The 13,747-nt window shown below is 68.2% G+C and carries 11 protein-coding genes and 1 tRNA gene; 10 read left to right on the forward strand and 2 right to left on the reverse strand.

Annotated features, from left to right (window positions below):
• The first annotated feature begins 26 nt into the window (after positions 1-26).
• From QPK31_RS08660 to QPK31_RS08670, 3 genes are all read left to right on the forward strand, one after another.
• Complete coding sequence (locus QPK31_RS08660; protein ID WP_290422542.1) at positions 27-1,265, forward strand: exonuclease SbcCD subunit D C-terminal domain-containing protein; 1,239 nt, start codon at positions 27-29, stop codon at positions 1,263-1,265.
• Positions 1,262-5,038, forward strand: coding sequence for an AAA family ATPase (locus QPK31_RS08665; RefSeq protein WP_290422543.1), 3,777 nt, complete (start codon positions 1,262-1,264; stop codon positions 5,036-5,038). The genes QPK31_RS08660 and QPK31_RS08665 overlap by 4 nt, the downstream gene beginning before the upstream one ends.
• 66 nt (positions 5,039-5,104) lie before the next feature.
• Complete coding sequence (locus QPK31_RS08670; protein ID WP_290422544.1) at positions 5,105-5,710, forward strand: DUF1287 domain-containing protein; 606 nt, start codon at positions 5,105-5,107, stop codon at positions 5,708-5,710.
• Here the strand turns inward: QPK31_RS08670 and QPK31_RS08675 are convergent.
• On the reverse strand, positions 5,700-6,500 hold the full coding sequence (locus tag QPK31_RS08675) for a hypothetical protein (RefSeq protein WP_290422545.1): 801 nt from the start codon (positions 6,498-6,500) through the stop codon (positions 5,700-5,702). The two genes, QPK31_RS08670 and QPK31_RS08675, sit on opposite strands and share 11 nt — an antisense overlap.
• Before the next feature lie 165 nt (positions 6,501-6,665).
• Here QPK31_RS08675 and QPK31_RS08680 point away from each other — a divergent pair, with 165 nt between their 5' ends.
• The 7 genes from QPK31_RS08680 to QPK31_RS08710 all read left to right on the forward strand — a co-directional run bounded on the left by QPK31_RS08680 (position 6,666) and on the right by QPK31_RS08710 (position 12,012).
• Complete coding sequence (locus QPK31_RS08680) at positions 6,666-6,875, forward strand: hypothetical protein (RefSeq protein ID WP_229436999.1); 210 nt, start codon at positions 6,666-6,668, stop codon at positions 6,873-6,875.
• Position 6,876: 1 nt separating this feature from the next.
• On the forward strand, positions 6,877-8,016 hold the full coding sequence (locus QPK31_RS08685; RefSeq protein ID WP_290422546.1) for a class I SAM-dependent methyltransferase: 1,140 nt from the start codon (positions 6,877-6,879) through the stop codon (positions 8,014-8,016).
• Between the two features lie 72 nt (positions 8,017-8,088).
• Positions 8,089-8,165, forward strand: a tRNA-Met gene (locus QPK31_RS08690).
• 77 nt (positions 8,166-8,242) lie between these two features.
• On the forward strand, positions 8,243-8,479 hold the full coding sequence (locus QPK31_RS08695) for a hypothetical protein (RefSeq protein WP_229437003.1): 237 nt from the start codon (positions 8,243-8,245) through the stop codon (positions 8,477-8,479).
• A gap of 129 nt (positions 8,480-8,608) precedes the next feature.
• Positions 8,609-10,015 carry an ATP-dependent RNA helicase DbpA gene (dbpA, locus tag QPK31_RS08700; protein WP_290422547.1) on the forward strand — a complete coding sequence of 469 codons (1,407 nt, stop codon included), beginning with the start codon at positions 8,609-8,611 and terminating at the stop codon, positions 10,013-10,015.
• Positions 10,016-10,113: 98 nt separating this feature from the next.
• Positions 10,114-11,532: a hypothetical protein gene (locus tag QPK31_RS08705; protein ID WP_290422548.1), complete on the forward strand. Its 1,419-nt coding sequence runs from the start codon at positions 10,114-10,116 to the stop codon at positions 11,530-11,532.
• 3 nt (positions 11,533-11,535) lie between these two features.
• On the forward strand, positions 11,536-12,012 hold the full coding sequence (locus tag QPK31_RS08710; protein ID WP_290422549.1) for a TssQ family T6SS-associated lipoprotein: 477 nt from the start codon (positions 11,536-11,538) through the stop codon (positions 12,010-12,012).
• 3 nt (positions 12,013-12,015) lie between these two features.
• Here QPK31_RS08710 and QPK31_RS08715 read toward each other — a convergent pair whose 3' ends face one another.
• Complete coding sequence (locus QPK31_RS08715; RefSeq protein ID WP_290422550.1) at positions 12,016-13,620, reverse strand: amidase; 1,605 nt, start codon at positions 13,618-13,620, stop codon at positions 12,016-12,018.
• Between the last annotated feature and the right edge of the window lie 127 nt (positions 13,621-13,747).

The raw sequence follows: 13,747 nt of genomic DNA on the forward strand, positions 1-13,747 counted from the left end.
CCCGACTCCCGATTTCCGACTCCCCCATGCGGCTGTTGCACACTTCCGACTGGCATCTCGGCCAGACCCTGCACAATTACGACCGGACCTACGAACACCAGTGCTTCCTCGACTGGCTGCTCGACACCATCGTGAGCGAAGAGGCCGACGCCCTCCTGATTGCCGGCGATATCTTTGACAACGCGAATCCGTCGTCCGCCGCCCAGCGCCAGCTCTACAGTTTCCTGCAGCGCGCCAAGGCGCGCACGCCGTACCTGCAGATCGTCGTCATCGCCGGCAACCACGATTCGCCGGGCCGGCTGGAAGCGCCGGGGCCGCTGCTGGAAGCGCATGGCACGACCGTGATCGGCAACGTGGTGCGCGGCCGCGACGGCGTCATCGACCTCGAACGCCTGCTGGTGCCGCTGCGCGACCGCGACGGCACCATCAAAGCCTGGTGCCTCGGTATCCCCTTCCTGCGCCCGGGCGACGTGCCGCGCGTGGAAGTCGAGGGCGACGCTTACCTGAACGGCATCGCCGCGCTGTATCGCCAGGCCTTCGAACTGGCGAGGTCGCGCCGTGAAGCAGGCCAGGCGATCCTGGCGATGGGCCACTGCCACATGGTCGACGGCCAGTCTTCCCAAGACTCCGAGCGCCGCATCGTGATCGGCGGCACCGAGGCGCTGCCAGCCTCGATGTTCGATCCCGAAATCGCGTATGCGGCGCTCGGCCACCTGCACCTGGCCCAGCGCGTGGGCAAGAAGGAACACCTGCGCTATTGCGGCAGCCCGCTGCCGCTGTCGTTTGCCGAAGTCGGCTACCAGCACCAGGTGCTGCGCATCGACCTCGACGGCGCGGTGGCGCGCGAAGTCACGACTATCCACGTGCCGCGTGCCGTCGAGATGCTGCGCGTGCCCGCCAAGCCGGCGCCGCTGGCGGAGGTGCTGGCCGCGCTGGAGTCGCTTGAACTCGACCCCGATCTGCCGCCGGCCTGCCATCCCTACCTGGAAGTGCGCGTGCTGCTCGACGGCCCCGAGCCCGGCCTGCGCGCGCAGGTGGAAGCGGCGATCGCCGGCAAGCCGGTGCGCCTGGCGAAGATCGAGCCGACCCGCAAGACGGTTGCCGGTGAAGCGGCCGAAGCGCTGACCCTCGACCAGCTGGCCCAGCTGCAGCCCGACGACATCTTCAAGCGCCTGTGGCAGCAGCGCTATGGCGAGGATGCGCCCGACGACCAGCTCTCGGCCTTTTCCGAGCTGATGATGCCCGGCGACAGGGAGGACGCATGAAGATCCTGCGTATCGCCGGACGCAACCTGGCCTCACTGGCCGGCGACTTCTGCGTCGACTTCGAGGCCGAGCCGCTGGCTTCTTCCGGCCTGTTCGCCATCAGCGGCCCGACCGGGGCGGGCAAGAGCACCCTGCTCGACGCGCTCTGCCTGGCTTTATATGGCAACACGCCGCGCCTGCCGAAGAGCGGCGGCCGTGGCGGCAGCGCCCTGCCCGATGCCGGCGGCGACACCGTCTCCACGTTCGATCCGCGCAACCTGCTGCGGCGCGGCACCGCCGAAGGTTATGCCGAAGTCGACTTCGTCGGCAACGACGGCCTGCGCTACCGCGCGCGCTGGAGCGTGCGCCGCTCGCGCAACAAGGCCAGCGGCCTGCTGCAGCCGCCCGCCATGACCCTGCACCGCTTGCCCGAACTCGTGGCCCTGGGCGCGACCAAGACCGAGGCGGCGGCCGAGATCGCGCAGCGCGTCGGCCTGTCTTTCGAGCAGTTCACGCGCTCGGTGCTGCTGGCCCAGAACGAGTTTTCCGCCTTCTTGAAAACCGACGAGAACGAGCGCGGCGAACTGCTGGAAACCCTAACCGGCAGCGCCGTCTACAGCGAGATCTCGAAGCGCGCCTACGAGCGCTACAAGCTGGAACAGGAAAACGTGCGCCGCATCAGCGCGCGCCTGGCCGACCAGACCCCTCTCGCGGCGGAAGCGCGCGCCGAACTCGATGCCGCGAAGACGGCGGCCGAAGCGGCCTTGGGAGCGGTCGAGGTGCAGCGTGCGCTGCTGGAAACCCAACTGCGCTGGCACCAGGAACGCGACAAGCTGCGCCGCAACGAACTCGATGCCGACGCTGCCCTGGCGCAGGCGCGCGTGCAGTTCGAAGGCGCGCGCGAACGCCGCATCCGCCTGGCCACGCTCGACGCGGTGCAGGACGCGCGTCCGCTGATGGCGGACCTGGCACGCTTCGAGAAAGAACGGGTGGAAGCCGAAACCGCGCTCGCCAACGGCCAGCGCGAACTGCAGCGTGTGCAGGACGCGGCGCGCCAGGCAGTGCAGGACGTGACGCTTGCTGCCGATGCGGTGCACGAGGTCGAAGCCGCGCAACTGGCCGCCGCGCCGCAGCTGGACGCGGCCAAGGCGCTGGACGCCACCATCGCCACCCTGCGCGAGGCCCACGCCAAGGTCGCGGCGCAACGCGACGACACGGCAGCAGGGTCGGGCAAGGCGCAGGCCGCACTGGCCCAGGCCACGCAGCAACGCGACGCCACGCGCGCACTCGAAGGGCGCAGCGCCGCCTGGCTCGATGCCAACCGCCGCTTCGAAGCGCTGGCCGCCCAATGGCCGCGCTGGGACAAGCTGTTCGGCCAGCTCGATGCGGCCGCGCAGGCGAGCCGTGCGAACGCCGCTCAGTTGGTGAAGGCCGAGCGTGCGCTGGTCGACGCCACGGCCCGCGCCACCGCCAGCAAGGAAGCGGTGCAGGCGGCATCGAAGCGCATCGAACAACAGGAAGCCGCACGTGCCCAGGCCGTGCAGGCGCTGGCCGAGTTCGATCTCGACAGCCTGCTGGAAGCGCGCGCGGGCCTGGAAACGCGGCGCGACGCCCTGGCCGCCGCCGAGAAGATCTGGCAAGGCTATGCCAGCGCGCGCCAGCGCCTGCAACGCATCGACCTCGAACGCGAAAAAACCGGCGCCGCCCGTCTGGCCGCCGAGACCGCGCTGGCCGCCGCCGTCGACGCCGCGCCAGCTTTGCGCGCCGCCGCCAGCCAGGCACAGGTCGCGCTCAGCGCCGCCGAACTGGCCTGCGCCGCCAAGGTCGAAGACCTGCGCGAGCGGCTGGTCAAGCATGCACCCTGCCCTGTCTGCGGCAGCGAAGACCACCCGTATGCCGCGCCCGACGTGCGCCTGCACGCCGTGCTCGACACCCTGCGCGCGCAGGTCGACGAGGTGCGCACCCGGGTCCAGGCAAACCTGTCGGCCCAGGCCACGCACCGCGCCGAACTGGCGGCCAGCCAGGAACGCCGGGAGCTGCTGGACGAAGAACGCGCCGGCCTGCAGGACGACGTGCAGATGCTCGAAGCGGCCTGGGACAGGCATCCGCTTGCAGCGGAAGCCGCGCCGGAATCCGCGTCGGGTACCGCGCGTGCCGACTGGTTCGCCGCCCAGCTGCAGACCGTGCGCGAAGCCCTGCGCGCAAATGATGTGCAGCAGGGAGCGGCGCGGCGCGCCTTCCAGGCGCGCGATGCCGCCCAGGCTGCGTTCGATGCGGCCAGCGCAGAATGCAAGCGCGTACAGGATGCGGCCCAAGTCGCGGCCGCCGCCCAGCTGGAAGCCCGGCACGCGCAAGAGACCCTGGCCGCACAGGCCGAACGCGACACGGCAACGCTGGATGCGCTGCTGGCCGAACTCGACCCGGTGATGTGCGCCTCCTGCGGCGACGGCTGGCAAACCGGCTGGCGCGCCGATCCCGGCGCCTGGCACCGCGACCGTGCGGGCGAGGCGCAAGCCTGGACCGCGCAGTCGGCGCAGTTGGCCGAGCAGCGCGGCGCGCTCGGCACGGTTGAGGCCAACGCACGCGAAGCCGCCGTGCATGCCGAGCATGCCGCGCAGGCCGCCGTTGGCGCCCAGGAAGCCTTCGCGCGCAGCGAGGCCGCCCTGCGCGAACGCCGCGCCGAACGCGCCGCGCTGTTCGACGGCCGTGCGGTGCAGGACGTCGAGGCCGGCCTGCGCCAGCAATTGACGGCCGCACGCGATGCCCTGGCCGCGCGCCAGCTGACCGCCAACGAAGCGGCCCAGCTGGAAACCCGCATCCGCAGCAGCATCGCGCAGTCCGGCGAGCGCATCGCCAGCCTGCTCGACGACGCGCGCGACGCGGCGGCCCGCCTGGCGGACTGGATCGAGGACTACGCCGCCCGCCACGCCGACCTGGAGCCGGTGGAAAACGGGGCGGCGCTGGCTTCGCTGCTGGCGGTTGGCGCGCAGTGGCTGTCGAACGAACGCGCGGCCCTGGGCGAGATCGACGGCGCCGTCGCCAGGGCCGCCGCCGTGCTGGCCGAACGCAAGAACCAGCGCGCGCTGCACGAGGCGAGCGCCGATCCGGCGTCGCACGCCCAGGATGCCGAGGCGGTGCAGGCCGCGCTGCAGAAGGTGCTGGACGAGCGCCAGTCCCTGCACGACGGCGCCTCGACGCTGCGCCTGCAAGCCGCGCAGGACGACGAGCGCCGCGTCAAGGCGCAGGCGATGCTGGCCGAGATCGAGCGCCAGCAGGCGATCGAGGCGCGCTGGGGCCGGCTCTCCGATCTGATCGGTTCCGCCGACGGCAAGAAGTTCCGCAACTACGCCCAGCAGTTCACGCTGGAGGTGCTGCTCGGTTACGCCAACGCCCACCTGACGCACCTGGCCAAGCGTTATCGCCTGGAGCGCGTGGACAATGCCGGCGCGCCGTCGCTGGCGCTGATGGTGCGCGACCACGACATGGGCGGCGAAATCCGCTCGGTCAACTCCCTGTCCGGCGGCGAATCCTTCCTGGTGTCGCTGGCGCTGGCGCTGGGCCTGGCCTCGCTGTCGTCGAACCGGGTGCGGGTCGAGTCGCTGTTCATCGACGAAGGCTTCGGCTCGCTCGACAGCGACACCCTGACGGTGGCGATGGATGCGCTCGACGCGCTGCAGTCGATGGGGCGCAAGGTCGGGGTGATCTCGCACGTGCACGAGATGACGGAGCGGATCGCGGCCAAGATCCAGGTGCGCCGGGCGGGTGGAGGAAGCAGCGCGGTGACGGTGCTTTAGCGATTTGCGTCAAACGTGGCGCCGGGCGCCACGTCGATACTGGCATGCCATCCGAGGAGAGTGCCCATGGTCCGTTCGAGCGTCTTGCCCATCCTGCTCTTGCTGTTGTCCGCTACTGGCGTAGCGCGCGCCGAAAGGCTGGACCTGGTCGCTGCCGCCCGCGAGCAGATCGGCGTCACGCTGCATTACGATCCTGCCTACGTCAAGCTGGCCTACCCACAAGGCGACGTCCCGATCGAGCGCGGCGTCTGTACCGACGTCGTGGTACGTGCATTCCGGCGCGTCGGCTACGACCTGCAGGAACTGGTGCATCGCGACATGAAGGGGGCATGGTCCGCCTATCCGCACCCCGCCAAGTGGAACTTGAAACGGCCGGATCCGAACATCGATCATCGCCGGGTGCCGAACCTGGCGGCCTACTTCAGCCGCCACGGCGTCGCGCTGGGCGCCAGCAAGCATGCGAAGGATTACCTCCCGGGCGACATCGTCACCTGGCAGGTGCCGCCAGGCTTGCCGCACATCGGCCTGGTTGCCGATGTGCGCACCGCAGCGGGCGTGCCGCTCGTGATTCATAACATCGGGATGGGTACGCGCATGGAAGACCGGCTGTTTGCCTATCCGATTACCGGGCATTACCGGTTTCCGCAACCGCAGGCGCGCGTCAACCGCTAACGCTTGCCGGCGCCGGCTTCACAGGCAGCGCCGTCTTGCGTGCCTCATGGACGGCGCGCAAATACCTGCCGTAGGTATCGCCCGCAGCATGCCATTGCGGCTGCTCCCCTTCCCGCCCGGATGTGCGCTCGAACGTGAACTCCGCCTGGAGGATGCCGAACGACGCCCGGGCACCGTTGCGTGGCAGGTTGCCGAGTTGAAGCATCACATTGCAAGCGTAGCGCTGTCCTCCTCCGACCGCGCGGCAGGCGCCCAGCGGTTCGACTTGCGAGATGGACGAGCCGGTCGTGAACAGGTTTGGCGCATCGAGGGCCGCGCGCAGGGCGCGCTGGACGTTGTCGCGCCCGATCGGCTCTGCCTTGTTGCCGAAATCGCCGTCGCGGTCGAGATTCCCGAACCGTGCGGCGACGAGCAGATGGTGCGCCTCCGTGACCTCGAACTTCACTTTCCTGCCATCGCGCGGCGAGACAATGTAGGCATAGGACTGCAATTCCTCTCCTGCACGCACGGTCGCTACACAGCCACGTTCGCGGCGCGCGCTGGCATGGCCGATCTGCTCCGTCTTCAACATCTTGGGCAGTGCAGGCACGACGTTTTCGTCCATCGCACGAAGCGCATGCCAGGCTGAAAATTCGATCGACTCACGGACCGGCCCGGAAGCGCAAGAGGGAATCGCGTTATACCAATCGAACAGGAAATAGGCGCCACCCAGCACGGCCGTATAGACGGCGATTTTCTTCAGGCGGGCAAAATAGCGCGGCGCGGCGGGGGTGCTGATCGATTTATTCATGATTGTGCATTTCCATATTACCCCGCTAGAAGATTCTCGGAGTAAATGTACCGCCCGGCCACATTCGCTGCACCACATTGCGCAAGTTTCAGACGCGGCCGAAACGGGACGGGAGGCCAGGCATCCTTGTACAATGCGCCCTTTGCACCAACAACCTCTACAACCATGAAACCCGCACGCACCCTTACCTTCAAATGCGCCAAGTGCGCGAAACCCGTCACCGTCTACCTGCAAAAGGTCTCGGCCTGCTCGCACATCCAGCCTTACCAGGGCATCTGCGGTTGCGGCGAAGTCAAGCTGCACGCCACCGGCAGCGCCGATGCCGTGAAGTCCTTCCTCGACTCGAACGGCACCAACTGGCATCACCACCATTAATATGACGCGTATCGAATGGGTGGAAGGCGGCCAGCAACGCTCGGCGCTGTGGCGTTCCGAAAGCGGCTGGCCGGCGCCGAAAAAAGTCGCGATCGCCGACGACACGATGTCCGCCGACACGGCTTGGCGCCTGGCGCTGGACGGCACCGCCCTGCTCTGGCGCGGCGACTTCCAGAACGCGCGCCAGCTGGTGCAGGCGCTGGCGCGCCGCATCGACCACAAGGGGTCGCACTCCAGGCGGGCCAAGGCCGGCAAGGCCGCGCCGACGCCGACCGAAGGATTCCACCGCCACCGCCTGTCCCAGCTGCAACGCGCCCGCACCCTGGCGATGCTGCTGATCCCGTTCGACGCCGATTACACGATCCCGCTGCGCCGTGCGCCCGAGGTGCAGGAAGCCTGCCGCGAAGCCTGGGGACCGGCGAGCGAGACCAGCGTCGCCTCGCTGCGCGAACTGCTGGGCCTGATCGGCGCCCACGAGTGGCGCCGCAAGGGCGTGCACATCCCGGCGCTGGATGGCCGCATCCATCCCTGGTACGGCGTGTTCTCGCCGGTACGCGGCGAGTACGTCGACCTGGTGGCGCAGGCGCCGCTGCCGCCGCATGCCAGGCTCGCCTTCGACATCGGCGCCGGCACCGGCGTGCTCTCGGGCGTGCTGGCGCGGCGCGGCGTGCAGCGCGTGGTGGCCACCGATATGGACGAGCGCGCCCTCGGCTGCGCCCGCGAGAACGTCGAACGCCTGGGTTTGTCGAAGCAGGTCGAGATCGTCAAGGCCGATCTCTTCCCCGAAGGCCAGGCCGACCTGGTGGTCTGCAATCCGCCCTGGCTGCCGGGTAAGCCAAGCTCGGCCATCGAATACGCGATCTACGATCCGGACAGCCGCATGCTGCGCGGCTTCCTCGGCGGTTTGAAAGCGCACCTGGCCGCAGAAGGCGAAGGCTGGCTGATCATCTCCGACCTGGCCGAGCACCTGGGCCTGCGCACGCGCGAGCAATTACTGAACTGGATGGGCGAAGCCGGGCTGCAGGTGGCCGGCCGCCACGACGTGCAGCCGACCCACGGCAAAGCGCAGGATGCCGACGATCCCTTGCACGCGGCGCGCTCGCGCGAAGTGACTTCCCTGTGGCGCCTGCGCGTCGGTTGAACGCAGGCGGAAGGCCGCCTGAAACGCATATTTGCGTCAGGCCGCCAGACGCGGTACAATGCTTGCCTCAGACGCGGGGTGGAGCAGTCTGGCAGCTCGTCGGGCTCATAACCCGAAGGTCACAGGTTCAAATCCTGTCCCCGCAACCAAACACTTAGCACGAAACGAGCCCGACTCTTGTAGCCGGGCTTTTGTTTTCTGGGGCACCACACACCAGATAAGCCAGATGAGAGACAAGAAAGACAACGCGACGTTCGACCTGCCGGGTTTTGAGGCGGCCGCACCGCTCGAACCCAGCGTTGTCGAGCCGAAGCGCGCTTCCCGTCCTCGTCGTGCCTCCATGAAACAAGAGCAGCTGACCCTGCTCGAAGAAACCGACACCACCGGCCTGCCAGTCTGGCGCCGCGACGACAACCTCGATTTGACCGGCTTACCGGTCTGGGCGCCGGCGACTCCGGCCTGAGCGCGTGAAAAATCGCCAGGGCTGCGTTGCGTCGTCTCGCCGTACGTTTGTACTGTCTTCGCCGACGCGCCGGCAGGCCGTACCCCTTGCCCTGACGCTTTTTCACACGCTCCAATCGCTGGATATCCGATGACCCATCCCTTCTCCGCGCTGCCGCTGGCGCCGCAATTCCTGTCCAATCTCGACACCCTCGGCTACCGCGAGATGACGCCGATCCAGGCCGAAAGCCTGCCCGCCGTGCTGGAAGGCCGCGACCTCATCGCCCAGGCCGCCACCGGCAGCGGCAAGACGGCCGCCTTCGGCATCGGCATCCTGCAGAAACTGAACCCGGCGTGGTTCGCGGTCCAGGGCCTGGTGATGTGTCCGACGCGCGAGCTGGCCGACCAGGTGGCCGGCGAACTGCGGCGCCTGGCGCGCGGCGTCGGCAACGTCAAGATCCTGACCCTCACCGGCGGCGTGGCCATGCGCCCGCAGATCGCCTCGCTCGAGCACGGCGCCCACATCGTGGTCGGCACTCCGGGCCGCATCCGCGACCACCTCGGCCGCAACACCCTCGACTTGTCGCGCGTGCAGACCCTGGTGCTGGACGAAGCCGACCGCATGACCGACATGGGTTTCTACGACGAGATCGCGAACATCGTGCGCGCCTGCCCGGAACGCCGCCAGACCCTGCTGTTCTCGGCCACCTACCCGGACGATATCCGCCACGCCACCTCGCACTTCCTGCGCGATCCGCTGGAAGTGGTGGTCGAAAGCCAGCACGACGAATCGACCATCGAGCAGCGCTTCTATGAAGTCGGCTTCGATAACCGCGATGACGCCGTGGCGCGCCTGCTGAGCCATTACCGCCCGGTCTCGGCCCTGGCCTTCTGCAACACCAAGGCCCACTGCCGCGAACTGGCCGACTCGCTGCGCGCGCAGGGCTTCTCGGCCCTCGCCCTGTACGGCGAACTCGAACAGCGCGAGCGCGACGAGATCCTGATCCTGTTCGCGAACCGCTCCTGCTCGGTGCTGGTGGCCACCGACGTCGCCGCGCGCGGCCTCGACATCTCGAACCTGGAAGCGGTGATCAACGTCGACGTGTCGAAGGATGCCGAAGTCCACGTGCACCGCATCGGCCGCACCGGACGTGGCGGCGAGTCGGGCCTGGCGCTGTCGCTGTGCGCGCCGAACGAAAAGAAATGGGTGCGCCTGATCGAGGAATACCAGAATGCGCCGGTCGCCTGGCACAAGCTGGAAGAACTCGGCGACAACGAACTGGCGGCCGATCCGGCGCCGATGGTTACGCTGGTCATTTCCGGCGGCAAGAAGGACAAGCTGCGTCCGGGCGACGTGCTCGGCGCGCTGACCGGCGACGCCGGCTTGCTGAAGGAACAGGTCGGCAAGATCAACGTCAGCGAATTCCAGACCTATGTGGCGCTCGACCGCCGCGTGGCCCACGACGCCTTCGACCGCCTGAATGCCGGCAACCGCCTGGGTCCGGATTTTGGCACCATCAAGGGCCGCAACTTCAAGATGCGTTTCCTCGACGTCTGACACGCTCCAGGGCTGGGTCGGCCGCGCACGGTTGACTCAGCAGCGACACGCTCGCCCCAAATCTGGCATAGTTTTGCTAAAAATAAACGGTTAGCAAAATGACCAGCCAAAACACAGTCCTCTACACCCCGTTCGCGGACGGCCGCACGGTCCGCGATATCGTCGAGCACAGCCCTGCGCTCGTGAGCGAAGCGTGGTGCCGCCGGATCCTGCAGCACATCCTGCAATCGCTGGAACAGCAATACACCAGCAATTCGCCGCACCGCATCATTTCGCCGGACAGCGTGGTCGTGCTGGAGAACGGCGAAGCGCTGCTGCTCCCCTCGCCCGACGGGCTCGCCTCGGACGAGGCCGACAGCGCCGGCGACCTCCACGCGCTGGCCCTGGTCATCCATTACGCCATCAGCGCCGAAGATCCACCCGACGGCCCGCTCGGCCCGCGCCTGTACGATGACTACAGCGACCGGCTCACGCAAGCGATCGACCGTTGCCTGGGTCCGAACCTGCGCCTGCGGCCGAAGAGCATTGCGGAATTCCGTGCGATGCTCGGCCTGGAAGCCGGCGCAGCGGTCGACGAAGGCCCCGTCCATGAAGCAGCGGTCGCGCAGGCCGGGGAAGCGCCGGCGATCGTGCCCGTGCCGGCGGCGCCGGAAGCTTCGCTCGAACTGAGCAAGGCGGAGGAACCGGAGCCGCCGGAGCCAATGCAGCCAATGCAGCCAATGCAGCCGTTGCCGCCGCTCCAGCCCCTTGCGCAGACGCCGCCCCTCGCACCACCGCCATCACGCCCGGAGCCGAAGCCAGCCAGCCCGATCGCGGCAACGCCGCTCAAGCCCTCCGCCCATTCCGCATCCGCGGCGGCAGCATCCGCAGCATCCGCGCCGGCGCCGATCCGCCCGAAAGCGGATGCGCAGGCGCTTTCCGCCCGCAAGACAAAGAACGGAATCGAACGCTGGGCCATGATCGCCGGCGCCGCCATCGTGTTGCTGGCGGCCGGCAGCGCCCTGTATGCCCACCTGAACCAGGACAGCTCGGACGACGTGCTTGCCGCCTCCCTGCCGCAGGAACCGGCCGCGCAAGGACTGGATGCGCGCGAAGCCATGGTCGCGCCCGCCAGCGATGCCGCCGCAACCGTGGGCGCGGACACAGCCGCGGCGCCGACCGGCGACTTCACGCCCGACGCCACCGATGCCGCAACCGCAGCGGTGACGCCGCCCGAACCCGCCAGCGGCAACGGCGCCGCCAACACGGGCGCAGCGCCAGGCAGCCGCCACGCCGATGCCGTCGTCAACGGCACCACCTACAAACTGCTGATCAAGCCCTGGGGCACGGTCTACGTGAACGGCGTTGACCGCGGCGTCAGCCCGCCGGTCAAGCGCCTGACCCTGGGCCAGGGCCAGCACACGATCCGTATCGTCAATCCGAACTTCGCGGAGCACATGATGACGGTCAATGCCGGTGGCGTGGAAAGCGCGACCATCGAACACGATTTCACGGCGCCAGCCGAGGGAGGCAGATAAACGATGAACCGATTCCTGCAGCATCGCTTGCTGTTGACCATTCTGGCAGGCAGCGCCCTGGCCGGCTGCGCCCAGATCGCGCCGCTGTTCGAGCGCGATCCGTCGAGCGACCACCTGAAAGCCGAAGCGCGCACCGAGCCGCGCAGCGAAAGCCGTCCGCGCGCCGAAGCGCGTGCCGACGCACCAGGCGGGCGCGAGCAGGTAGCCCTGCGCGAAGGCATCCGCCTCTACAACGAAGGCGACTTCAACGGCGCCATCAAGCGCCTGAACGCGAACGACATCCGCAGCGGCGCCCCCTTGCGCATCCGCACCACGGCGCTGAAGTACACCGCCTTCAGCTACTGCGTCACTTCGCGCCCCAAGCAATGCCAGCAGGCATTCGAAAAGGCGCTGAAGATCGACCCGCAATTCTCGCTCGAACCGGGCGAGGAAGGCCACCCGCTGTGGGGACCGGCCTTCGAGCGCGCCAAGCGCGGCTGAGGGTTATGCCTTCACGTTGACCGTGGCCGGAAAGGTCGGCGCGCGGCGCCGGCGCGACGCCTGTTCATAGGCGTAGGCCATGCCGATCAGCGCCGCCTCGGTATAGGCCGTGCCGACGAAGGACAGCCCGACCGGCAAGCCGCGCGTGTAGCCGGCCGGGACCGTGATGTGCGGATAACCCGCCACCGCCGCCGGCGACGAAAAACTCATGCCGTAGTGGTCGCCGTTGATGTAGTCGGTCAGCCAGGCCACGCCGCCGGTCGGCGCCACCAGCGCATCGAGGCGATGCGCGCGCAGCACCTTGTCGATGCCTTCCTCGCGCGTGTAGCGCAGGTTGTTGGCCAGTGCTTCGCGGTACGCTTTCGCGTCCAGCCCACGCTTGCTCCCTGCTGCAATCAAGTGCTCCTGGCCAAAGTACGGCATTTCGCGCGCAGCCTGTTTTTCATTAAAGGCGATCACATCGGCCATGTTCTTCACCGGCGCGTGCGGCGCGTAGGCGGCCAGCCAGGCTTCCAGGTCGGGCGCGAACTCGTGCAGCAGGACCGCCATTTCCGACTCGCCATATTTGTCGGTGTTCGGCAGCTCGACATCGACCAGCAATGCGCCTTGCGCCCTCAATAGCGCCAGTTCTTCCTCGACAACCTTGTCCACCGCCGTGCTGCCGCCAAAGAAATTGCGTGCCACGCCGATGCGCTTGCCGCGCAGCCCATCGAGGCGCAGCGCCGCCACGTAATCGCCGATCTTGCCTTGACTCTCTTTCGTCACCGCATCGTCGCTGTCGACGCCGGTCATGGCGGCCAGCATCAGGGCGGCATCGGCCACGCTGCGCGTCATCGGGCCGGCGGTGTCCTGCGAGTGGGCAATCGGGATGATGCCGCTGCGGCTGACCAGGCCCAGGGTCGGTTTCAGGCCGACGATGCCGCAGCTCGACGCCGGCGAGACGATCGAACCATCGGTCTCGGTGCCCACGGCCAGCGTTGCCAGGCTGGCGGCAATCGCCGCGCCCGAGCCGGAGCTGGAACCGCTCGGGTTGCGGTCGAGGGCATAGGGATTTTTTGTTTGCCCGCCGCGCGCGCTCCAGCCGCTCACCGAATGGGTGGAACGCATGTTCGCCCATTCCGACAGGTTCGTCTTGCCGATGATGACGGCGCCGGCCGCGCGCAGGCGTGCGGCCACGAACGCGTCGCGGCTGGCGCGCACGCCGTCCAGCGCCAGCGAACCGGCCGTCGTGCACATGCGGTCGCCGGTGGCGATGTTGTCTTTCAAGAGCACCGGGATGCCGTGCAGCGGCCCGCGCAGCTTGCCGCCGGCACGCTCGCGGTCCAGCTCCTGGGCAATCTTCAGGGCCTCGGGATTCGTTTCGATGACGGCGTTCAGGCGCGGGCCGGCCTTGTCGATGGCGGCGATGCGCGCCAGGTAGCGCCCCACCAGGGTGTGCGAGCTGATGGTGCCGGCCGCCATGGCCGCGCCCTGCTCGCGCACGCCGGCGTCGAGGATGTCGGATTCGGCGCGTGGCCTGGGCTTGGGCACCACCGCTGCCGTTGGGCCGGTGACACCCGCAAAGGCGCCGGCCGCCATGCCGAATCGAACAAAGTCCCTGCGATCCATTTCCGCTCCTTATATATTGTTAGAGCAATAGGATAGCAGCGCCGCGGGCCCGATACCGCCGCGTTCGAATTGTAGGGACGAAAAAAACGCTGCCGAGAGGGGCAGCGTTTTTTCGACAGAAGGAACG

Origin of the sequence: Massilia sp. YIM B02769 (assembly GCF_030411995.1) — a bacterium.
In the GTDB taxonomy this organism is placed as follows: domain Bacteria; phylum Pseudomonadota; class Gammaproteobacteria; order Burkholderiales; family Burkholderiaceae_D; genus Telluria.